Here is a 21,759-nt window from a genome sequence, read left to right as displayed (position 1 = left end):
GCCGGGTGACGCTGGAGCGTACCTGTCCGAACGCGGGTCAGCGGGCGGGAGCCAGGACCGTGGACGGGCCGACTGTGGCGCCGCCGTCCAGGACGAACTCCACACCGGTCGAGAAGGTGGCGTCGGCGGCGACGAAGAGCACCATGCGGGCGACCTCCTCGGGCTCACCGAAGCGCGGGAGTGGCTGTCCGGCCGTGAAGGAGTCGTCGAAGTCCGCCGTCATCGCGGTGCGCACCGCACCGGGGTGGACCGAGCAGACCCGGATCGCGTCCGGGGCCAGTTCCAGGGCCGCGGCCTTGGTCAGCCCGCGCAGTGCCCACTTGCTGGCCACGTACGCCCCGATGCCCGCGTAGCCGGTGAGGCCGGCGATCGAGGAGATGTTCACGATCACCCCGCCGCCGGCGCGGCGAAGTGACGGCGCCGTCGTCCGGATGCCCAGCCAGGCGCCCTGGACGTTGACGTCGATGACCCTCCGGAAGGACTCGGGGCTCTGTTCCTCGATGGTCCCCCACCTGAGGATCCCGGCGTTGTTCACCACCACCGAGACCGGGCCCAGTTCCCGCTCCGTCTCCGCCACCGCCGCCTGCCAGCCGTCTTCGGTGCTGACGTCCAGGTGGACGTACCGGGTCGGGGCGCCGAGTTCCGCCGCCAGCTTCTCCCCTTCGGTGTCCAGGACGTCGGCGATCACGACGCCGGCGCCCTCGGCCGCGAACAGCCGGGCCACCGCGGCGCCGATCCCTCTGGCTCCACCGGTGACGATCGCCACCCGCTCGTTGAGACGTCCCATCACGACCTCCTCGACGATGCCTCGGCGCGGATCCCCCGGAGTGGCACCGACCGCCTCCCGGGGGCCGGTGAGCCCTCGCTGGTCGGCGGGGGCGGATCGCTTCCACGTCACGGCCCACCCGGTCCCCGGGCGGGTGACGCGCGACCCGCCTCCCTCGTCGTGCCGACGGCGCGAAGGCTGTCGACGACCGGTATCCCTCCCCTCCCAGTGTGGGTTCCCCACCTCCCCCGCGCACGGCGGGAACAGGCACCCCACGCCACCCGGGGCGGTGGGCTCAGCGTCCTCGCACCGCCCGCCGGCCCGAGCGCGGCGGGCGTTCCGGAACCAGCCGGGCCTGGAGCCGCATGACGACGTGGCCGAGGCCGGCGAGCGCACCGGCGATCGCCAGGTCGGCGAGCGTGAGCGGCTCCGTGCCCAGCAGGTCCCGCAGGGGCGGCAGGTAGACACCGGCGGCCTGGAGGCCCAGGGCCACGCCCACGGCGACCAGCAGGAACGGGTTGGCCAAGGTGCCCGGCCGGGCCCGGGAGCCGAGCGCGACGCCGAGCTGGGTCGCGCCGAGCACCAGGAAGACCATGGACTGCCAGGGGCGTCCGGTCTCCTGTGCCCAGAGGCCGACCGCGAGGGTCACGGTGGCGACGAAGGCCCCCATGAACAGGATCCGCGGCCACAGGCCGGCGCCCAGCACGCTCTCCCCGGGAGGCCGGGGCGGGTGCCGCATGGTGTCCGGATCGACGGGTTCCGCGCCGAGCGCGACACCGGGCAGGCCGTGCGTGAGCAGGTTGATCCACAGGATCTGTGCGGGCAGCAGCGGCAGCGGCATTCCCAGGAAGGCGCCGAGGAGCATGACGAGGATCTCCGCGGTTCCCCCGGCGAGGCCGTAGAGCAGGAACCGGCGCACGTTCGCGTAGACCCGGCGGCCCTCTTCGACGGCCGCCACGATCGTGGCGGGGTTGTCGTCGGCGAGCACCAGATCGGCCGCCTGGCGCGCGACCTCGGTGCCGCGCCTGCCCATGGCGACGCCGATGTCGGCGCGGCGCAGGGCCGGGCCGTCGTTGACGCCGTCCCCCGTCATCGCCACGACGTGCCCGGCCCCGCGCCACGCCTGGACGATGTCCAGTTTCTGCTCGGGGGTGGTCCTGGCGTAGATCCGCACGCCGGTCAGGTCGCCCGCCGTGCCCGCCCGGATCCGGTCCCCCGTGGTGACCTCGTCGTCCCGGGCGGCGATGCCGAGGCGGTCGGCCACGGCGCGTGCGGTCAGTGGGTGGTCGCCGGTGACGAGTACGGGGATGATGCCGGCGCGGCGGCAGGCGGTGATCGTCGGCTCGGAGGCGCCGCGGGGCGGGTCCAGGATGCCGACGAGACCGACGAGAGTCAGGCCCGACTCCCAGGTCGGGAGCGGCTGCGTGGTGTCCCGGTGCTCGGCGGTGGCGACGGCGAGCACCCGGTACCCGCGGCGTGCGAGCACCTCCGCCTGCGCGGCGGCGCGGGCGACCGCGTCCGGGCCGTCGGTCAGGATCCGCGGCTGGAGCACTGATTCCGGCGCCCCTTTGCACGCGACCAGTACTCCGCCCTCCGGTCGGCGGTGCACGGTCGTCATGCGCTTGCGGTCGCTGTCGAACGGGATCTCCTCCAGGCGCGGCAGTTCGCGGTCCAGCGCCGCCCGGTCCAGCCCGAGGCGGGCTCCGGCCACCAGCAGCGCGGCCTCCGTGGGATCGCCGAGGGCACCCCACTCCGTGGAGCGGTCCGGTGGCGGCTGCAGGGCCGCGTCGTTGCAGAGCACCGCGAGACGCAGCAACGCCACCAGGTCAGGCGCGCGGTCCGTGGTCACCGTCTCGCCGTCGCGGACGACCCGGCCCCCGGGTTCGTAGCCCGTGCCCACGACGGTCGCCTCCCCGTGGGGCGTCCACAGGTGCTCGGCCGCCATCCGGCCCTCGGTCAGGGTGCCGGTCTTGTCGGTGGCGATCACGGTCACCGAGCCCAGGGTCTCGACGGCGGGCAGTCGGCGGACGATGGCGTGCCGGTCCGCCATGCGTCGCGCGCCCAGAGCGAGGGCGAGGGTCACCACGGCCGGCAGGGACTCCGGAACGGCGGCGACGGCGAGGCTGATCGCCGCCACGATCATCAGCTCCACGGGCTGTCCGCGGACCAGTCCGAGAGCGAGGACCACCGCACAGAGCGCCACGACGGACGCCGCCAGCGTCCGGCCGAACCTCGCCAGCCGGTGCTGCAGCGGGGTGAGGCCGGGAGCGGCGCCCATCAGGGAGGCGATCCGGCCGAGCGCGCTGTCGGCGCCGGTGGCGGTGACCACGGCACGGCCGCGGCCGCGGACGATGATCGTGCCCGCCGACACCGCGCCGCGCGGGGTGCCCGCGTCGGGCGCCTTCTCCACGGGAACGGACTCGCCGGTCAGGGAGGACTCGTCCGCCAGCAGCGACGCCGCGTCCCGCACGTCCGCGTCCGCGGGGACGACGTCTCCCTCGGCCACCAGGACCAGGTCGCCCGGCACCAGCTCGGCCGACGGGACGGAACGTTCCTCGCCGTCCCGGACCACCCTGGCGGCCGGGGCACTCATCGCGGACAGGGCCGTCACCGCCTCTTCCGCCCGTACCTCCTGCACGACGCCGACCACCGTGTTCACCGTGATCACGAGCAGGATCACGGCGGCGTCGGAGAGATCGCCGGTGGCGATCGTCAGGGCGGCGGCGACGAGCAGGACGAGGATCAGCGGATCGCGCAGCTGCCGCAGCACCCGCCGCCAGACCGGGGTGCCCGGCTCCGCGGGGATCTCGTTGGGCCCGTACACCGTCAGCCGCCGCGCGGCCTCGTCCGACGACAGCCCCGCGGGGGAAGTCACGCCCCGCGACCGGAGCCGTCCGACCTCCGGGGCGGACTCCCGACCGCCCGCGCGCCGGTTCACGTCCATGGCGGGGCCGCGTCCGGACGGTGCTGTGCCTCGGGCGCCATCCGCTGCTCCCCTCATCTGCCCGGCCACCGCCCCGAGGAGGGCGGGCCCCGCCTTCTCAGAGTGCACCCCCGCGCAGGGCCGCGCGAGGCCTCGGCCGTGGTCGGCGGCGTACGCCTCGGAGTGCTGGGGGGAAGCCGGTCCGGGCACGTGGGACCTCGGCGGCCAGGCTGTCCGGCCGCGGCGGCGCAGCCGGAGGACCGGGAGGCCGCGGTGGGATCAACTCGCCGGCAGGACGAGCGTGCAGGTCTCCCCGGGCGCGACGGTCACGGCCCGGTCGGCCAGCACCACCCGGATCGGTGACTCCTCCGAGTCGGGTACGGCGATCTCCAGTTGTCCCCTTCGGCGGCGCACACCGACGCCCCAGTGGCCGCGGTAGCGCAGCGAGAACCCGTACTCGGAGAGTGCCGGAAGAGGCACCGGGTCCAGCCACAGGGCGTCCTCGCGCGTCTGGAGCCCCGTCAGACCGCGCTGGACCAGGTCGAGGGTGCCGGCCATCGCACCGAGGTGGATGCCCTCGCCGGTCGTGCCGCCCTGGATGTCGGCGATGTCCGCCTCCAGGGTCTCCTGGATGTATCCCCACGCCTCGGCCCGTCTGGCCCGGGCGAGGACCAGTCCGTGGACGAGCCCGCTGAGTGTGGAGCCGTGGCTGGTGCGGCGCAGGTAGTAGTCGACGGTCCTGCGCCAGATCTCGTCGTCCAGGTCGTATCCGAGACGTCGGAACAGCTGTTGGAGCTCCGCGGGGGAGAACAGGTAGCCGAGCATGAGGACGTCGGCCTGCTTGGACGCCTTGTAGCGGTTGACCGTGTCGCCCTCGGCCTCCAGGATCCGGTCCAGTCTGCGGATGCTGTCGTAGCGCGCCCGGTAGGCGTCCCAGTCCAGTTCGGCGAGTGCGTCGTAGCCCTCGAACTGGCTGATGACGCCCCGGTGGAACGGCACCCGCAGCCGCCGGGAGACCTCCTCCCACCGCGGGAGTTCCCCGTCGTCCAGCCGGATCCGGTCGAGCAGTTCCCCGCGGCGCCAGGCGGGCAGGTGCCGCAGCAGGTCCAGAGCGCGGGTGAGGACCCAGGCGGCGGTGACGTTGGTGTACGTGTTGTCGTCCAGTCCCGGCCGGTCGGCTCCCGGGTAGCTGTCGTGGTACTCGTCGGGGCCGACGACGCCGCGGACGCGGTAGCGGCCGGTGCCGGGGTCGAGGACCGCGAGGTCCGCCCAGAAGCGGGCGACCTGCAGCAGCGTCTCCGCCCCCTTGGTGTGCAGGTACTCCGTGTCGCCGGTGGCCTCGCAGTACCGCCACACGTTGTAGGCGACCGCCGAGCCCACGTGGTGCTGGAGCCGGGAGTGGTCGGGTAGCCAGCGGCCCGAGCGGGGGTTGAGGTGCCACTCCTGGGTCTCCTCGCGGCCGTCGCTGCCGCTCTGCCAGGGGTACATCGCCCCGACCCGGCCGGCCGCGGTGGCCGCCCGGCAGGCACGTGGGAGGCGCCGGTACCGGTAGTCCAGCAGGGACCGGGAGACTTCCGGGAAGTGCAGGTTGAGGTACGGCAGGACGAACAGCTCGTCCCAGAAGACGTGCCCCCGGTACGCCTCGCCGTGCAGGCCGCGGGCGGGCACGCCGACGTCCAGGTCCGCGGTGTGCGGGGACAGCGTCTGCAGGACGTGGAAGAGGTGGAAGCGCAGGACGCGGCCGGCCCGGCCGGGCACCCGGAGGTCCGCGCGCCGCCACAGCCGCTCCCACGCCTCGACGTGCGCGTCCAGCAGGTCCGGGAAGCCCTCCGCCGTGGACACCCGGTCGACCGCTTCCCCGAGCGGGTCGCTGATCGCCGTGTCGCGCGAGGTGTGCAGGGCCACGGTCTTCTCCAGGGTGACGGGGCGGCCGGGGGCGATGGGGACCACCAGGTGGTGGACGGCGCGGCGGCGGGCCGGGCGGAGACCCGACGAGGCCGCGGACCCCGCGACGAGGACCGTCCGGGCGGCCATGGCCACGCCGATGTCCGAGGTGCTGGTGCGGCAGCTCAGCCAGACCGTGCCGGGCTCCCGCGCACCCGTCCGCACACGGGTCAGGTGGCTTCCGTTGAGGGCGCGGTAGCGGTGCACGTTGCCGTTGGTCACCTCACCGTCGACGCAGGACTCGATCTCGATCTCACCCGACCAGTCCTCGGCCGTGAACACCGTCCGCAACACGGCCAGGTGGGGGTCTGCCATGTGCACCAGCCGGGTCTGCTCGACGCCGACCACCCCGGCGTCGTGGTCCTGGAAGCGGAGCGTGCGGGTGAGCGTGGCCCGGCGCAGGTCCAGGGTGTGCCGGTAGTCCAGGAGGGTGTGCGTGTCCGGGGAGAACCACGAGCCCCACGCTCCCTCGGCGCGGCGCGGACGGAACCTCAGGAGCAGCCAGTTCGGGAGGTTGACCAGGTCCTCGTTCACGACGCGTCGTCCCGCCACGGCCGACTCGACGCGGTCGTAGCACCCGGCGGCGTAGGTTCCCGGGTAGTGCACCAGGCCCGCCCTGCGCTCGGGCACCGCGCCCCGGGTGGCGAAGTAGCCGTTGCCCAGCGTGCACAGTGCTTCACGCAACCGCTCGACCGCGGGGTCGTACCCCGCGTACTCCCAGGTCCACTCCGACATCCGTCGTCCTCCCCTTTCCCCTGACCAGACGGGCGGGAACGCGCGGCGCGCCCGGGTTCAGGTGCGCTGCGGGACGACGGCCACCGGGCACTCGGCGTGGTGCAGCAGGGCGTGGGCGACCCTGCCGAGTTGCAGACCGAAGGGGCCGTGCCGCCTCAGTGCGCCCACGACGACCAGGTCGGCGTCCGCCGAGGCGTCCAGGAGGACCTTGTGCGCGGGGCCTTCGACGGCTCGGCGGTGCAGTTCGACCCGCGGGTGGTCCCGTACGGCGTCGCGCAGCGCGTCGGTGAGAAGGGCGGACGCCCGTTCGGCGTGGGCACCGGTGGCGTCGTCCGCGACCAGGGGGTGGTCCACGTTCTCGTGGGCGGGGCGGCGCCAGGCCCGTACGGCGTACAGGGCGCAGCCACGCGCCTCGGCCTCGCCGAAGGCGAACCGGACGGCGGCCGGGCCCTGGGTGGAGTCGCCGACGCCGACCACCACCCGGCCGTAGGAGCCCCGCAGGTTCCGCTCCCCGCCGCGGACCACGACGACCGGGCACACGGCGCGAGCGGCCACCGCGAGGCTGACCGACCCCAGCAGGAGCCCGGCGACCTCGCCACGGCCGCGCTGGCCCGTGACGACGGCGGAGGATGCGCGGGCCGCGTGCAGCAGCGCGGACACGGCGTCCTCGGGCAGCACGTCGCTCGACACCTTCACCTCCGGGTCGCGCAGCCGGGCGTGTCCCACGGAGGACGCGGTGATGTGCTGGGCCATGACCACTTCGGCCGGGCGGCCGGCCCCGAAGGAGGGGCGGCTTCCCTCGTACCGTTCCCACAGGGAGGCGTGGACGAGCCTCAGGGGCAGCCCGAGGCGCGCGGCCTCGTCCACGGCCCAGTCCACGGCCCGCAGGCTGGGATCCGATCCGTCGACGCCGACCACCAGCGGGAGTTCCATGGCCATCACCTTCCTGCCCGGCCACTGCCGCGAGCCCCCCGGCCGCTGCCGCAGGCCCCTGTTAATACCGTCGCACCGCCGACGACCCGTCGCGACACGTGGACCCGCGCCCGCCGGGGCCTTACCGGCCCGGGTTGCACTGTGCCGGTTTGCGACGATCGTGGAGTCAGGTGGCCGGGACAGAGGGCGGTCGGTCCGGCGCTTTCGGCGCTCCGACCTCGCGGTCGACGACCGCGTCTCGGACGAGTGCGACCCCGAGGAGGTTCACGGTGCCTGAGACCCCGCACATCGTGAGCGACGTGATGACCCGTACGGTCGTGGCCGTGGGACGCGACGCGCCCTTCAAGGAGATCGTCCGGACCATGGAGCAGTGGAAGGTCAGCGCCATACCGGTCCTGGAGGGTGAGGGGCGCGTCATCGGTGTCGTGTCCGAGGCCGACCTGCTGCCCAAGGAGGAGTTCCGCGACAGCGACCCGAACCTCTTCGAGCAGCGCCGACGCCTGTCCGACCTCGCCAAGGCGGGGGCGGTGACGGCGGAGGAACTCATGAGCACCCCCGCGGTCACCGTCCACCCCGACGCCACCCTGGCCCAGGCGGCCAGGATCATGGCCGTCCGGCACGTGAAGCGGCTGCCCGTGGTCGACGACCTGGGGTTGCTCCAGGGCATCGTCAGCCGCGGGGATCTCCTGAAGGTCTTCCTGAGGGCGGACGAGGACATCGAGGAGGAGGTACGCCGGACCGTGGTGGCCTACCTGTTCCCGGGCTCCAGCCACGCCATCCACCTGGACGTGCACGAGGGGGTCGTCACCCTTCGCGGACAGGTCCGCGACACCTCGCTCGTCCCGGTCGCCGTGCGTCTCGTGCGGGCCGTGGAAGGCGTCGTGGACGTCGAGCCCCGGCTCACCGGCCAGTCGGCCGGCCCGGACGACGGGGACGGGCGCTGACCCGCGTGCCGGACACGACCGCCGGCCCGCTGCGGCCTTCCCGGTCAGGGCTCGATGTCGAGTACCTCCGCCACCGGGCGGCGCGGCGTACGGGGCCCTTTCGGGCCGTATCCCAGGCGCAGCAGTATCTGGGTGTGACCCGTCCCGGTCACCGGGTCCCGCAGCGGCCAGCGCAGGTCGTCCCACTCCAGGGCCTGGGTGGCGAAGGAACTGGACAGGCCCTCCAGGGTCGCCAGCAGCAGGACGCGTTCCATGGCCTGGCCGGCGCGCAGCCAGTCCTCCGGGCGGTCGTGGCTCGTGCTGACGAGGGCCAGCTGAGGGGTCTGTTCGAAGTCCGCGGCGTCCCGTCCCGCCACCTGCCGCGGGCCCGCGAAGTCACGCATCGGGGCCTTGCCTCCGCGCTTGCGCGGGCCGAAGGCGTAGTCCGGGACTCCGTCGTCGGCCAGGTGCGCTGACGGGGCGTCGATACGGGTCCATTCGGCCAGGTCCCGCTCGCTGCCGCGGTCGGTGAGGTTGCGCGCCTCGGCTTCCTCGACCAGTTCCAGCACCTCCCGCAGGTGCCATGCGGTGGGGTACGACAGGACGGCTCCCTCGGAGCGCGCGGCCTCGACGAGCGCCGTCCGCACGGCGTCGGGGATCTCCGTCTCCTCGAACGGGAAGCGGCTGCTGTGCCGTTCGTGGATGGCCGGATACAGCGCGCCGAGGTCGCTCTGCCCGCCGGTGGGGGCGGCCAGCCGCACGTGCGCGAGGAGCGCCGGGTCGTCCGGGTCCCGCAGCAGCCGGGTCTCCGGGTGCCAGCCCTCGTGGGCCACGGCCACCCTCAGGTTCAGCAGGGCGGCGCCGCAGCCGAGGTGGAGGCCGCGGGTCTGGGGGTCGGAGCGCGGCATGGCGCGGTCGAAGTCGGCGCGTACCTCGAACGTGCGGCTGTGGCGCAGGTAGCGGAAGGACCAGGGCTGCGCGTTGTGCATCGACGGGGCGGCGGCGGCGTCGCCGACCAGGGTCGTCACACGTGCGTCGGATGGTGCGGGTCGGCTCACCGTGGTCTCCCTCCTCTCGCGAATCGGCACGCGGCACGGGACCGCGTTCGGTCGGCGGCGGTTCGGTGGCTGACGGCTGGCCCCGTGGGCGGGTCGGGACCGTGCGGCGGCTCCCCTGCCTACCGCTCGGCCGGGGTGATGCGGCGGCCGGTGAGGCTCGTGGGCCGGATCGACACCCACAGGTCGCGTTCGCCGCCCGCCCAGGGTGTGGTGTGCGCGCGTCGGGTGAGCGTGCGCACGGCGTCCGGCTCCGTGACGACGCTCGCGGTGCCTACGGCGAGCACGCTCCAGCCCCGGCTCAGGGCCTCGTCCACGTGGTCGACCTCGAAGGCGACCTCGTGGCCCACGGCCGTGGCGGGGACGGAGCCGGGGGCGGTCCGGAAGACGATCGCGTCATCGACGACCTCGTAGTTGACCGGGACGACCGCCGGGCGGCCGTCGGACGCCGACACCGCGATCCGGCCCACGCCGTGCGTGGCGAGCAACGTGCGGCACTCCCCCGCGCTGAGGTCCCACAGCCGGGGGCGGAGCAGCGCGCGGCCCTGTCCGGGCGGGAGGTCGGCGTCTCCCCCGCGCAGAGCGGTGACCGTGGTGCCCAACGCGTCGGCCAGCCTGATGAGTGTCGCCACGGTCGGGTCGGCGGGCTGCTCCTCCAGGTAGGCCAGGTACTCGGATGACATGCGGGCGCGGCGCGCCGTCTCCTCCCGGCTGAGCCGCTGCCTGTGGCGTTCGACGGCCACGCGCCGGCCGATGTCGCCGCGGTGGGGTGTCCTGGCTGCCGGGGGCGGCGCGTCCGGGGGCGGCGCGTCCGGGGGCGGCGCCGCCGCGGTGTCCGGCGGGTGCGCCCCGTGGGTGGTCCCGGGCGGTCCGTGCTCGATGTGGTGGACGTGCGCGTCGGGCCCGGGGAACACGAGCGTCACCTCGTCCGTGTCCGACCAGCGCACGTCATAGGGAGGTGTGCCGTCCTCGTGGTGGAGTCCGACGATCTCGCCGTCGCGCCTGGTGGCGCCGGTCGCCGGGCTTTCGATGACCAGGTGGTCGCCGAGGTGAGCTCGCATGATCGCCGCCCTCTCCTCAGAATGGTGCTGTCTCCAACGTGCCACGTGCGACGGGCTGGCGCATGGGGCGACGGCGCCTCGACGCCGTGGCGTGGTGTCCGAGGCTGGTCTGCCGCGCGGGAGCGCGGTCACGAGGAGGGTCGGCGGCGGGACCGCCAGGCCTTCGTGGAGCGACGGGCGACGCCTCCCCCGCCCCGGCACCGGTCCCTTCCGGTGCCGGGTGCCGCTCCGGCTCAGCCGGTGATCTCGACGCGGTGTGCCTTGCCGCGCTCGGTCTTCGGGACGCGCACGGTGAGGACTCCGTCGGCCAGGTCCGCGCTGATGTGTTCGGTGTCGGAGTTCGGGGGCAGGGTGGTGCGGTAGTCGAACTGCCCTATGCGGCGGGTCTGCTTGCGGACCACTCCGGTGTGTTCCTTCTCCCGGATCTCACCGTGGATGTCGAGTTCCCCCTCGCCGACCTCGACGGTGATCTGGTCCTTGGCCACACCGGGAAGCTCCAGTTCCACCAGGTAGGCGTCCTCGGTGTCCACGACGTCGGCCAGCGGCGCCCACGGCTCGGCCGCGCCGAACTCGGGGTAACCGCCGCCGGGGAAGACGGTGTGCATGAGTTGGTCCATCCGGGCGCGCAGGTCGTCCAGCTCAAGCCAGGCTGCCGGCAGCCCGTGCCTGCCGTGTCGTACGGGATGTGTCATGGCTGATCCTCCTTGACTCGTTCGCCGGTGCCGGTCACCTGGGCCATCCGGTGACCTGCCGGGGGCGGGACCGCGGCGCCCCCATGCCCTCGATGTCGCGCTCGGCGCTGTTCAGCAGTTGCCGGGCGAGGTCCCGCATGGCCCGGCCCGCCGCCAGTTCGTCGCCGATCGCGGGCACGTCGGTGTCCGCGGGATGGCAGTGCGCGCTCCCGTGGCCGGTGAGCGCCGTGGTGCCGGTGTCCAGCACCACGTGTGCCTTCGTGGTTCCGTCGTCGTCCTCGAAAAGGTGGAGTCGGGCCTTCCACTCCGCCGTGTGTGGCATCGCTTTCCTCCTCACCTCGATACCGGCCCGGGCGGTCCGGACGCGGTGCGTTCCGGGACCGGGGGCCGTGCGCGGGCCGCCGTCCGTTCCTCGATGCCGCGCCGGACGCGGCCGGCGAGGGCGCCGAGGGACTCGGAGGTGGCCGCGCGCGGTGCGACCGGCTCCCGGATCCGGCGGGCTGTCGGCGGCAGTCCCCGCAGGTCCGCGACGAACCTCTGCCGGCACTCGTCGAGCGAGGGCCTGCCGCCGGTGCGCCGCCCGGCCCGCATCACCGTCTCCAGCAACGGAGTGCCGCCGTCGGCCGGCCGCTCACCGGCGAGACGGATCACGTCGGTGTAGCCGACGCGGCGGAACACCTGCTTCCGGCCGGGCGCCGTCACCTTCGCCGACGAGAGCTTCATCACCGGCCGGCCGTCGTACTCCACCATCTTGTACGCGGAGTCCAGGTACGGTGCGTCGGCGGACACCCCGACGCGGGTGCCGACGGCGTACGTGTCGACCGGCGCTCCGGAGCGGACCAGGTCGTCCACCGCGTACTCGTCGAGACCGCCGCTGGCGATGATCCGTACGTCCGGCAGGCCCGCGTCGTCGAGGACGGAGCGTGCCCGCACCGCCAGTGCCCCCAGGTCGCCGCTGTCCAGCCGTACGGCCGAGCCGGGCCCGAGGCCCAGGTCGCGCAGGACGCGCGCCGCGACGCGTACGCCCTCCTCGGTGTCGTAGGTGTCCACCAGCAGGGTCACCGGCCCCGGATGGGACCACGCGAAGGCACGGAACGCGTCCTCCTCCGTCGCGAACGCCTCCACGAAGGAGTGGGCCATCGTGCCGACGGCGGGGATCCCCAGGGCGGTGGCCGCGGCCACGTTGCTGGTCCCGGCGAAGCCCACCAGCGCGCCGAGGCGGGCGGCCTGGAACCCGGCCTGCGGGCCGTGTGCGCGCCGTAGGGAGAAGTCCACGACCGGATGCCCGGCCGCCGCCAGGACGCAGCGCGCGGCCTTCGAGGCGACGGCGGTCTGGTGGCTGAGCCGGTTCAGCAGGTACGTCTCCACCAACTGCGCCTGCGGCAGCGGCGCGGTCACCTCCAGCAGGGGCTCTCCCGCCAACACGATCCGCCCTTCCGGCACCGCCCGCACGTCGCCGGTGAACTCCAGGCCGAGCAGGGGCCGGAGGTCGCGCGGCGGCCGGTGCAGCGCGGAGGCGAAGGCGTCGACGTCCGCGGGCCCGACATGCAGGCCGGACAGGTAGTCCAGGGCGGACTCCAGCCCCGCGGCGACCAGGAAGCCGCGCTGGGGAGGCAGGTCGCGGACGAAGAGGCTGAACGTGGCCGGGCCGGTCATGCCCTCCCGGAGGTAGGACATGGCCATCGTCACTTCGTACAGGTCAGTGGTCGCCGCATCGGACATCGGCGTCGCCTCCTCGGCTCCTGTCCCGGGTGGCCGACGCGTCACCGGCGGCGGCGCGCCGACCACGGGGGTTCGACGGGGCAGCACCGGTCGTCGCCCTGTCCCGCGTGGGCCGACGCCCTTGACGTCCGACGCCAGTCGGGCGGTGGCCGCCACCGGCGGGCCGGCGGCGAGGGCGGGCGTCCGCGGTTCGCGGAGGCGGGAGCGGACCGGGCGTGTGCGGACCGGGCGTGTGCGGCGCGTTCCGTGCGGTCATGTCTCGGCCTCCAGCACGTCGCTGGTCCGTTGCCCCCGCTGCTCCGTCCCATCATCGGCCGGGACCGGGGTCCGGTCACAGGGCCGAACGTCCCTGCGGGGACGACCTCCGGCCCGCAGCGGCCGACCGTCGTCGCGGTCCGCTCCCGCCCGTCCGGTCATCGCCGGGGAACGACCGCGACCGGACATGGCGCGTGGTGCAGTACCGCGTGGTCGACGAGCCCCAGTTGCAGGCCCAGGTGCCCTTGTCGTCTGCGGGCGCCGACGACCAGCAGGTCCGCCTCCGCGGACGCCTCCAGCAGGGCCTGGCGTGCGGGGCCCCTGCTCACCCGTCGGCTCACCGGGGCGTCCGGGTACCGCTCGCGCGGACCGCTCACGGCGTCGTCGAGCACCTGCTCCGGTGAGCGCCGGCGGGCCTCCAGGGCGTGCCACGACGGGACCTGGGGCGTGGCGGGAGCACCGGGCTGCGGGTTCCAGGCGTGCACCGCCACCAGTCGGCAGGTACGCACCCGGGCCTCCCGGAGCGCGAACTCGACGGCCGTGTCACTTCCCTCCCCCTCCTCGACACCGACGACGACGCTCCCGAACCGGACATCCCGGTGCTCCGCGGTGCCGCGCACCACGACGACCGGGCAGTCCGCCCGCGCCGCCACGGCCAGGCTGACCGACCCCAGGAGCATCCCGGCGAGGCCCCCGAGCCCTCGGGACCCGAGCACCAGCGCGAAGGCGTTGCGTCCCCGGTCGACCAGGGCCGCTATCGCGTCCTCGTGCGGCGCCTCACTCGACAGCCGGACCGTGGGAGCGGCTTCCCTGGCCCGTTCGGAGGCGGCGTCGATCACGGTGGCCGCCTCGTGGTCCCTCCCCGCCGCGTGCAGGACGTGGAGCGGTATCCGGTGCCGGACGGCCTCGTCGGCCGCCCAGTCCACCGCGTCCAGGCTCGACGCGGACCCGTCGACGCCGACCACCAGGGGAATCGTCACGGTCCCCGCCTCCTCTCGCGCTGGACTCCGCGCCTCCGCCCCCACCGGTGCGCAGGTGGTGTGGTGGGGATCGGGGTACTCCTCCAACGAGGGAGGACACCACGCTCGGCGTGGGGGCGCCGTCCGGACCTCCACGCCATCGGACCCGCTCACCGTCACGCACCGCCCTATCCAGCTTCGTACGAGACGGAGGCCGTCGCCATGCAAGCAGCCGTCACCGTGGGCCTGGACGGCTCACCCGGGAGGTCTGCCGCCGTCCGCGGGGCAGCCGAGGACGCAGCACCAACGGTCGTCCCGCGGTCGCTGCCCGGTCACCGTCGTCCCTCATGACCGGGCCCGGCCCGGAGGCGACGTCGGTCTGGTCGGTACCCCTGGCCGACCCGTCAGTGCTCCGGAGCAGTGGCCGGCACGACGATGGGCCGCTGCCGCGCGCGGACGTGTGCGAGACCCACACCGCGGTCGTGTTCTTCGTCGGCGACCGCGCCTACAAGCTCAAGAAGCCGGTGGACCCGGGCTTCCTGGACTACACCACGGTCGCGGCTCGCCGGGCCGCGTGCGCACGCGAAGTCGCTCTCAACCGCCGCTTCGCCCCCGACGTCTACCTCGGCCTGGGCGACATCCGCAGCCCCGACGGGGAGACGCCCGAACCACTCGTGGTGATGCGCCGTCTGCCGGCGGACCGCCGCCTGTCCCGGCTGGTACGGGAAGCAGTCGCCGTCGACGACGTCCTGCGGGCCGTCGCCCGGCTCCTCGCCAGGTGGCACGCGGAGGCGCCGCACGGCCGGGACATCGACGAGCAGGGCACGCGGGACGCGCTGTCGTCGCGTTGGGAGGCCAGCTTCGCGCAGGTCCGCGCGCTGGCCGAGGACGGCCGCGTGCCCGACGGGATCACGGAGGCCGAGCATCTGGTGCGCCGCTACCTCGGCGGCCGCGAGCCGTTGTTCGACTCCCGCATCGCCCAGGGACGGGTGGTCGACGGCCACGGGGACCTGCTCGCCGAGGACATCTTCTGCCTCGACGACGGGCCACGGGTTCTGGACTGCCTGGAGTTCGACGACCGTCTCCGCCACGTCGACGGCCTCGACGACGCCGCCTTCCTCGCCATGGACCTGGAGCGGCTCGGCGCCCCGCAGGCCGCGGCGTACTTCCTCGCCCGGTACAGCGAGTACTCCGGCGACCCCGCGCCCCCGTCCCTGTGGCACCACTACGTCGCCTACCGCGCCTTCGTCCGGGCCAAGGTCTCCCTGATCCAGGCCCGGCAGGGCGCACCGGACGCGCGGGCGGCATCCCGACGGCTGGTCTCGACGACCCTGCGCCACCTGCGCGCCTCCGCCGTCGGCCTGACCCTCGTCGGCGGGCTCCCCGGCAGCGGGAAGTCGACCCTCTCCGGGGCGCTGGCCGACCGGCTGGGCGTCACGCTCCTCAGCAGTGACCGCCTCCGCAAGGAGTTGGCGGGCGTCCCCCCGGGGCAGTCCGCGGCGGCCGCCTACGGGGAGGGCCTGTACACGCCCGGGTGGACGGCCAGGACCTACGCCGCCCTGCTCGACCGCGCCGCCGCCCTGCTGTCCGCGGGCGAGTCCGTCGTCCTCGACGCCACCTGGTCGGACGCGGCCCAGCGAGAGGCGGCGCGGCGCCTGGCCGAACGCACCGGCGCCGACCTGGTGGCCCTGCACTGCCACGTTCCGGACGAGGTGGCGGTGGACCGCCTGAGCACCCGCGCCCCCGGGGTGTCCGACGCCGACCGCGACGTCGCCGCCGCCATGGCAGCCGGGGAGCCGCCGTGGCCCCAGGCCGTCGCGGTCGACACCAGTGGTCCGCTGGAGTCGGCGGCCGCCCGGGCACTGGCCGCCGTTCGCCCCTGGGGTACCGGCCAGGCCCCGGTCTTCCGCCGCCCCTACATGGAACCGGACTGACCGGACGGAAGGGGCGGTCACGCCCCGGTGTCCGGGCGCGACCGTCGGTCGTCGGTGCGTGCCGTGAGGTGTCGCGCCCCGCCGCGCCTGCCTACATTGGGGTGGTACGGGCTTACCTCCGCTCCGCGGGAAGAGAGCACGATGGGTGAACAGACACCGCTTCCCCTCGGCGAGGCATGGCGAGCCCTGGGATCGAGCTTCCTCACCACCTTCCCGCTGCTCACGCGGCACCGGATCCACCTTCCGGTGGAGCGGGTGGGAACGGAGCTGCGCTTCGCCGACGGCACCACGGCACGGGTGTACCGGGAGACCCGCCTCGGCAGCGGCCTGGCGAAGGACCCCTGCACGCTGGTGGTCGCCTTCCGGCTGCGCCTGGTCGACGGGCCCGCGCACGCCCTGTTCCGCGGGGAGAGCCTGCTGAACACGCCGCTGTTCGTGGGCTTCCCCGGCTTCACCTCGAAACTGTGGCTGGCCCACGACGAGCGACGCCGCTATCGCGGTGTCTACGAGTGGGACGGCCCGGAGCGGGCCGAGCACTACGCGCGTTCCCTGTGGCGGGTTCTGGCGCTGGTCAGCGTCCCCGGCTCGATCGGCTACACCGTGCTCCCCGGTCTGCGCCGCGACGACGTGATCGCGGACCCCGCGCTGATCGAGGACCCCGCGGCGCACGACGCCGCGGCCTGGTGGCGTGTCCGGGCCGCCGGGAGGTGAGGACCGCGGTGGACGTTCTGGTCGTGGGGGCCGGCACGACCGGCCTCACCCTGGCGCTCCAGGCCCATGACCACGGAGCACGGGTCCGGGTCGTCGAGCGGCGTCCCGAGGTGTTCCGGCCCTCCCGCGCGCTCATCCTGCACCCCCGCAGCCTGGAGGTCCTGCGCCCGCTCGGGGTGACGGACGCGCTGCTGGAGCGGGCGGACACCGCCCCGTCAGCCCACCTGCACCTCGGCTCCCACGTCGTGGGGGCCCGGCTCGGGGACCTCGCGCTGTCCGACACGGCGTTCCCCCATCTGTCCCTCCTGCGGCAGGCGGAAGTCGAGACCGTGCTGACGCGGGCGCTCGCCGCCCGCGGGGTCACGGTGGAACGGGGCACCGAACTGGTCACGACCCGCGACGACGGGCACCGTGCGTGGGCCGTGCTGCGGTCGCCGCGCGGCACGGAGGAGGTCCACTGCCCCGTCGTCGTCGGCTGCGACGGCCCGGCCAGTACGGTGCGGTCCTGTGCCGGTATCGGGTGGCACGGCAGGCCCTACGCCGTGGAGGTGGTCCTCGCCGACCTCGACCTCGACTCGGTTTCCGGACTTCCGGGGCCTCCTGGTCCTCCCGGTGCCCAGGTGTTCGCGGGGCGCCAGGGGCTGTTGTTCCTCTTCCCCCTCGGAGAGCAGGCCACCTGGCGGCTGCTGGCCACGCGGGCGTCCACCGGCGACCCCGGGCAGGGCTTCGGCCAGCCCGGCGCCGCCGTCCCGGCAGCCGAGGTCCAGCGCCTCCTGACGGACGCGGGACTCAAGGCACGGATCGGGCGCCTCGCGTGGTCCGCGCGGGTGCCGCTGCGGTGTTCGCTCGCCCGGCGGTTCCGCCAGGGCCGCCTCTTCCTCGCGGGGGACGCGGCGCACACCTACTCGCCGGCCACCGGCCAGGGCATGAACGCCGGCATCCAGGACGCGGTCAACCTCGGCTGGAAGCTCGGCTTCGCGACCCGCGGCTGTCGTGGGGCGTCCGCGGAGACGCTCGGCACCGACGTGCTGCTCGACTCCTATGACAGCGAGCGCAGGACCGCTGCCCACCGGCGGATCGTCCTCACGCACACCGCGTTCTGGGCGGAGGCGTCGACCGGCCGGATCCCCTCCTGGCTGCGCGCGGTGGCCGCTCCGCTCGCGACCCCGGCCGTACCCGTCCTCCTGGAGCGGCGACGGCTGATGGCCGAGGCGGTCCGGGTCATCTCCCAGTTGCGGGTCACCTACCGGCGCAGCCCCCTGTCGGTGGAGGGGACACCGGTCCTGCGGGGCGCTCCTCGTCCGGGCGACCGCCTGCCGGACGCGACCGTCAGCGTCGGAGGGCCTCCCAGGCGGCTGCACGGCGTGCTGGCCCGTCCGGGTGTGCACCTCCTGCTGCAGCGCGACGCCGACCCGCCGCCGGACGCCGTGCTCGGTCCCCTCGTCCATGTCCTCCGCCTGACGAACAGCCCGGGGCGGGGCCTGGTGGCCGTCCGCCCGGACGGCCATGTCGGTTACCGGTGCGGAACCGTCGACGCGGCCGGGCTGGCCGACTGGCTGTCACTGGTCGGCGCGGCGGCCCCCGCGCCGGTCCGGTCCTGAACGGCGGGTGGCGGAGCCCGACGGCCCAGAGGAGTCCTACGGACCGGTGATCCCGGTTGCCCGGGCGTCCCTCCAGGGCGACGGTGGAAGGAGGCGGCCGAGTCAGCCAAGGAGTGGGTGACCATGCGAGCCCTCGTCTACCACGGCCCCGGACGGATCTCCTGGGACACGGTCACGGATCCGGCGATCGAGGACCCCACCGACGCCGTCGTGCGCGTCGACGCCACCACCGTCTGCGGCACCGACCTGCGCATCCTCCGCGGCGACCTGCCCGAGGTGAAGCCGGGAACGGTCCTCGGCCACGAGGCGGTCGGCGAGGTGCTGGAGGTCGGCCGCGAGGTCCGTTCCCTCACCCCGGGCGACCAGGTGATCGTCTCGCCCGTCTCGGCCTGCGGTCGCTGTGTGTTCTGCCGGGACGGCCTCTTCGGCCAGTGTCACGGCGGCGGGGGCCGGATGCTCGGGAACCTGGTCAACGGAACCCACGCCGAGGTCGTACGGGTCCCCTTCGCCGACTACTCGACCCGGCGGCGGCCCGGTGCCCTGGAGCTGGGGGACGCCGTCCTGCTCTCCGAAGTCCTCCCCACGGCCTACGAGGTAGGGGTGCGGAACGGGCACGTGGGCCCGGGGGACACCGTCGTGGTGGTGGGCGCCGGCCCCGTCGGCCTCGCCGCGGCGCTCGTCGCACGGCTCTACTCGCCCCTCCGGGTCATCGTGACGGACCTGTCCGCCGCACGGCTGGAGGCAGCCCTCCGTGTGGGTGCCGACGCCGCCGAGCTGCCGGGGAAGACCATCGCGGACCTCTCCGAGGGACCGGGGGCCGACGTGGTCATCGAGGCGTCGGGCGCACCGGAGGGCTTCGTGCTCAGCACTCGCGCCGTCCGCACCGGCGGTCACATCGCCAACATCGGCTCGCACGGCACACCCGTCACGCTGCATCTCGAAGCGCTGTGGCGCAAGAACGTGACGATCAGCACGGGCCAGGTGGACACGTCCTCGACACCGTGGCTGATGGAGCTGGTGAGGTACGGCTGCCTCGACGTCTCCCAGCTGGTCACCCACTCCTTCGGCCTCAGCCGGATGGAGGACGCCTACGAGGTGTTCGGCCACGGCACCAGCACGGGTGCCCTCAAGGTCGTGCTGCACCGCGAGTGAACCGGCGGACCGCCGGACGCCGGGGGTGTCGCCGTCCGTCCGCCGGAGCCGCCGCTCACCTCAGCCGCAGTCGCCGCTCACGCCAGGGTGGCGAGGAAGTCCGTGCAGGCCCGCGCGCACGTCCGGCACCTCTCGGCGCCGTCCTCCGCGCCCGGATGCCGGTCGAAGACGTGGGCCGACTCCAGGCAGACCGTCCGGCACCACTCCACCTGGACGCGGATGTCGTCCTCGTCCAGCAGGTTCTGCTCGGACAGCACCCGGCACGTGGCGTCACACACCTCCGCGCACATGATGCCCTTGCGGCGTACGAGTTCCTGCTCCTCGGTGCCGTCCGGGTCCACGAGGCTCGCGCGCACCGCGCACGCCCGCGCACATTCCGTGCACGCCTGGGCGCAGGCGAAACGGTCTTCCAGGAACCGGAACAGCTCCTCCTGAGTTGACGAAGTCACGGAGGTCGGGTAGCCGTGGCGTGCCCCGCCAAACCCGCGGCGCCCACCCCGCGCCGCCCGCCGGATTCCACGCGGGTACGTTCTCCGTCATGGCCACCCAGATCGTCACCCTGGTCGGCGTCCTCATCGGCGCCCTGACGTCCTACGTCGCCACGGCGGTGGCCGAACGGGCCAGGTTCCGCCGCGAGATGACCACACGCTGGGACGAACGGAAACTGGACACGTACATCGCTTACGTGACGTGCATCAAGGAGATCCAGCGGGCCGCGATGGACGCCGGACGGGCCCGCGACCAGGGGGCGGACGACTCCGGCGCGTTGCGGGAGATGGAGCAGAGCGAGAACAGGCGGTCGGTCCTCTTCGAGACGTTCGTCCTGCTGGGCGACGAGCGGGCCGCCACCGCCGCCCACACGGTCAACCAGCGCACCTGGGAGCTGCTGCGGGCGGCCCGGACACCCTCCAGCGGCATGGCGGAACTCCGTCCGATCCCCCTCGTGGAGGCGCTCAACGTGCTGCACGAGACGGCGCGGGCGGACCTGGCGATACCGAGGGGTGCCTCCCCGCGGTGAGGCCCGTTTTCCGAGGCCGTGGCGCGGGCACCCGTCCGCCCTGACGGACCCCGGCGCGTAGGAGGTGGACAAGGTGCCCGGACGGCAGGAGCTTCCGTCGACCCTGGAGCGTTCCGCGCGGGACGCCCAGCGCACCTGGATCAAGGCGCACGACTCGGCCGTGGAGCAGTACGGTGAGGGTGAGCGCGCCCACCGGGTCGCGTACGGCGCGCTGAAGCACATGTACGAGAAGGTCGGCGACCACTGGGAACGCAAGGAGGGCGGCCGCAGGGGCCCCTCGGACCCGCAGTCGGCGCGGCCCCGCCAGCGCGGCGGGCGCAGCGGAGAGGGCGTGGACGAGAGCGCCTCCAAGGAGCACCTCTACGGCGTCGCGCGGCGCCTGGACATCGAGGGCAGGTCCCGGATGTCGAAGGGCGAGCTGCTGGACGCGATCCGCAAGGCCAACCGTTCGCGGACCCGGCAGGCCCGCCAGGGATGATCCGGTTCGCGCCGAGGCAAGGGGGTACTCGCGAGCCATGAGTACCACAGCGATGGAACTGGCGGAGTCCAGCGGCGCGTTCGCCCTGGGACCGCTGCTGATCGGCGTGGTCGTGGGCGCCCTGCTGATCGGCGCCTTCCTGTACGGCATCCGGATGCGACGCAGCGAGCCGCCGCCGCCGCGCCCGGAGGAGCAGCCCCACCTGCCGGACGGCGGCGCCGTCCGTGAGGTCCAGGAGATGCGGGAGCCCTCGGAGATGCCCCACAGCGGCGGGGTCACCCTGCCACACGACATGCCCGCCTCGGGCAACAACCCCACCCGGCACAGCGACTCCAAGAGCCGCCCGCGCTGGCGCGAGGGACACAGCGGCTCGTGGGGCAACGGCTGACGGCCGTCCCCGCGCGGAGCCGGAACACGGAGGAAGGTGAGATCCATGGCCGACCCCGGCCGCGGCGACCTGCCCCTGGCCGACTACGACCAGCTGCCCATCGGCGGCCTGCGAAGCCGTGTGCGCTCGCTGAGCACCGAGCAGCTGGAGGAGGTGCTCGCCTACGAGCTGACGCACGGCGACCGGCGGCCGGTGACCGAGCTGCTGAACTCACGCCTCGACCAGTTGCGGTCGGGCGGCGAGCCGACGCCCGGCGACCCGGGGGCGCTGCGCCCGGAGTCGGGTGCGCGCCGGGGCGGCTCCCCCGTCTCCCCGGCGACCTCGCCGCCGCCGATGAGTCCGCCGCCGCACGGCACGCCGGACCAGCGGGGAAAGCCGAAGGGCGACCGCGTCTGAGCGACCCGAGCGGGTGGACGGAGGGAGGGCCGGGAATGGTGTGAGGCACTGTACGGGCCCCCCACACATCGCATAAAACCTCTGAGGACACAGCGAATAGTTGCCTAAGAACC

At 74.1% G+C, this 21,759-nt stretch carries 20 protein-coding genes; 9 read left to right on the top strand and 11 right to left on the bottom strand.

All coding sequences use genetic code 11. The features are described from left to right. Nucleotides 1–37: 37 nt before the first annotated feature. From ABZ659_RS22940 to ABZ659_RS22925, 4 genes are all read right to left on the bottom strand, one after another. Entirely contained in the window at nt 38–787 is a 750-nt protein-coding gene (locus ABZ659_RS22940) for a glucose 1-dehydrogenase (RefSeq protein WP_360223134.1), read from the bottom strand. A 274-nt stretch (nt 788–1,061) separates the two neighbouring features. Next, entirely contained in the window at nt 1,062–3,641 is a 2,580-nt protein-coding gene (locus ABZ659_RS22935) for a cation-translocating P-type ATPase (RefSeq protein WP_360223131.1), read from the bottom strand. A gap of 327 nt (nt 3,642–3,968) precedes the next feature. After that, nucleotides 3,969–6,368: a glycosyl hydrolase family 65 protein gene (locus tag ABZ659_RS22930; RefSeq protein WP_360223128.1), complete on the bottom strand. Its 2,400-nt coding sequence runs from the start codon at nt 6,366–6,368 to the stop codon at nt 3,969–3,971. Nucleotides 6,369–6,425: 57 nt separating this feature from the next. Next, nucleotides 6,426–7,301 carry a universal stress protein gene (locus tag ABZ659_RS22925; RefSeq protein WP_360223125.1) on the bottom strand — a complete coding sequence of 292 codons (876 nt, stop codon included), beginning with the start codon at nt 7,299–7,301 and terminating at the stop codon, nt 6,426–6,428. 269 nt (nt 7,302–7,570) lie between these two features. On the opposite strand from ABZ659_RS22925, the gene ABZ659_RS22920 reads away from it, so the two are divergent. Further along, the gene (locus ABZ659_RS22920) at nt 7,571–8,245 is read left to right on the top strand and encodes a CBS domain-containing protein (RefSeq protein WP_360223122.1); all 675 of its coding nucleotides are present in this window, start codon (nt 7,571–7,573) and stop codon (nt 8,243–8,245) included. A 44-nt stretch (nt 8,246–8,289) separates the two neighbouring features. Here the strand turns inward: ABZ659_RS22920 and ABZ659_RS22915 are convergent, their stop codons facing one another. The 6 genes from ABZ659_RS22915 to ABZ659_RS22890 all read right to left on the bottom strand — a co-directional run bounded on the left by ABZ659_RS22915 (nt 8,290) and on the right by ABZ659_RS22890 (nt 13,989). Further along, entirely contained in the window at nt 8,290–9,252 is a 963-nt protein-coding gene (locus ABZ659_RS22915; RefSeq protein ID WP_360223119.1) for a nitroreductase family protein, read from the bottom strand. A gap of 149 nt (nt 9,253–9,401) precedes the next feature. Beyond that, nucleotides 9,402–10,340, bottom strand: coding sequence for a pyridoxamine 5'-phosphate oxidase family protein (locus tag ABZ659_RS22910; protein ID WP_360223116.1), 939 nt, complete (start codon nt 10,338–10,340; stop codon nt 9,402–9,404). Nucleotides 10,341–10,573: 233 nt separating this feature from the next. Further along, nucleotides 10,574–11,032 (bottom strand): Hsp20/alpha crystallin family protein, encoded by a 459-nt coding sequence (locus ABZ659_RS22905; protein ID WP_360223113.1) that lies wholly within the window; start codon nt 11,030–11,032, stop codon nt 10,574–10,576. A gap of 34 nt (nt 11,033–11,066) precedes the next feature. Continuing rightward, entirely contained in the window at nt 11,067–11,354 is a 288-nt protein-coding gene (locus tag ABZ659_RS22900) for a DUF1876 domain-containing protein (RefSeq protein ID WP_360223110.1), read from the bottom strand. A gap of 11 nt (nt 11,355–11,365) precedes the next feature. Further along, nucleotides 11,366–12,754 (bottom strand): nicotinate phosphoribosyltransferase, encoded by a 1,389-nt coding sequence (locus tag ABZ659_RS22895; RefSeq protein WP_360223107.1) that lies wholly within the window; start codon nt 12,752–12,754, stop codon nt 11,366–11,368. Between the two features lie 413 nt (nt 12,755–13,167). Continuing rightward, nucleotides 13,168–13,989: a universal stress protein gene (locus ABZ659_RS22890; RefSeq protein WP_360223104.1), complete on the bottom strand. Its 822-nt coding sequence runs from the start codon at nt 13,987–13,989 to the stop codon at nt 13,168–13,170. A 437-nt stretch (nt 13,990–14,426) separates the two neighbouring features. Between ABZ659_RS22890 and ABZ659_RS22885 the strand changes: the two genes are divergently transcribed. From ABZ659_RS22885 to ABZ659_RS22870, 4 genes are all read left to right on the top strand, one after another. Then, nucleotides 14,427–15,902 (top strand): AAA family ATPase, encoded by a 1,476-nt coding sequence (locus ABZ659_RS22885; RefSeq protein ID WP_360223414.1) that lies wholly within the window; start codon nt 14,427–14,429, stop codon nt 15,900–15,902. A gap of 141 nt (nt 15,903–16,043) precedes the next feature. Beyond that, nucleotides 16,044–16,613, top strand: a complete 570-nt coding sequence (locus ABZ659_RS22880) for a hypothetical protein (protein WP_360223101.1) — start codon at nt 16,044–16,046, stop codon at nt 16,611–16,613. Between the two features lie 8 nt (nt 16,614–16,621). Next, nucleotides 16,622–18,214, top strand: a complete 1,593-nt coding sequence (locus ABZ659_RS22875; RefSeq protein ID WP_360223098.1) for an FAD-dependent monooxygenase — start codon at nt 16,622–16,624, stop codon at nt 18,212–18,214. A gap of 123 nt (nt 18,215–18,337) precedes the next feature. Next, nucleotides 18,338–19,366, top strand: coding sequence for an alcohol dehydrogenase catalytic domain-containing protein (locus ABZ659_RS22870; RefSeq protein WP_360223095.1), 1,029 nt, complete (start codon nt 18,338–18,340; stop codon nt 19,364–19,366). A gap of 77 nt (nt 19,367–19,443) precedes the next feature. Here the strand turns inward: ABZ659_RS22870 and ABZ659_RS22865 are convergent, their stop codons facing one another. Continuing rightward, a complete protein-coding gene (locus ABZ659_RS22865; protein WP_360223092.1) occupies nt 19,444–19,815 on the bottom strand; it encodes a ferredoxin in 372 nt (123 codons plus the stop codon). Nucleotides 19,816–19,904: 89 nt separating this feature from the next. On the opposite strand from ABZ659_RS22865, the gene ABZ659_RS22860 reads away from it, so the two are divergent. From ABZ659_RS22860 to ABZ659_RS22845, 4 genes are all read left to right on the top strand, one after another. After that, nucleotides 19,905–20,384 (top strand): hypothetical protein, encoded by a 480-nt coding sequence (locus ABZ659_RS22860; protein ID WP_360223089.1) that lies wholly within the window; start codon nt 19,905–19,907, stop codon nt 20,382–20,384. A 73-nt stretch (nt 20,385–20,457) separates the two neighbouring features. Beyond that, complete coding sequence (locus ABZ659_RS22855; RefSeq protein WP_360223086.1) at nt 20,458–20,862, top strand: ChaB family protein; 405 nt, start codon at nt 20,458–20,460, stop codon at nt 20,860–20,862. A 37-nt stretch (nt 20,863–20,899) separates the two neighbouring features. After that, entirely contained in the window at nt 20,900–21,250 is a 351-nt protein-coding gene (locus ABZ659_RS22850) for a DUF6479 family protein (protein WP_360223083.1), read from the top strand. Between the two features lie 45 nt (nt 21,251–21,295). Beyond that, nucleotides 21,296–21,646 carry a hypothetical protein gene (locus ABZ659_RS22845; protein WP_360223080.1) on the top strand — a complete coding sequence of 117 codons (351 nt, stop codon included), beginning with the start codon at nt 21,296–21,298 and terminating at the stop codon, nt 21,644–21,646. Nucleotides 21,647–21,759: the final 113 nt, after the last annotated feature.

The organism is Streptomyces sp. NPDC006997 (genome assembly GCF_040635175.1).
Classification (GTDB): domain Bacteria; phylum Actinomycetota; class Actinomycetes; order Streptomycetales; family Streptomycetaceae; genus Streptomyces.
The sequence above is the reverse complement of the archived record's forward strand: the minus strand, read 5'-3'. Positions and strand labels throughout refer to the sequence as shown.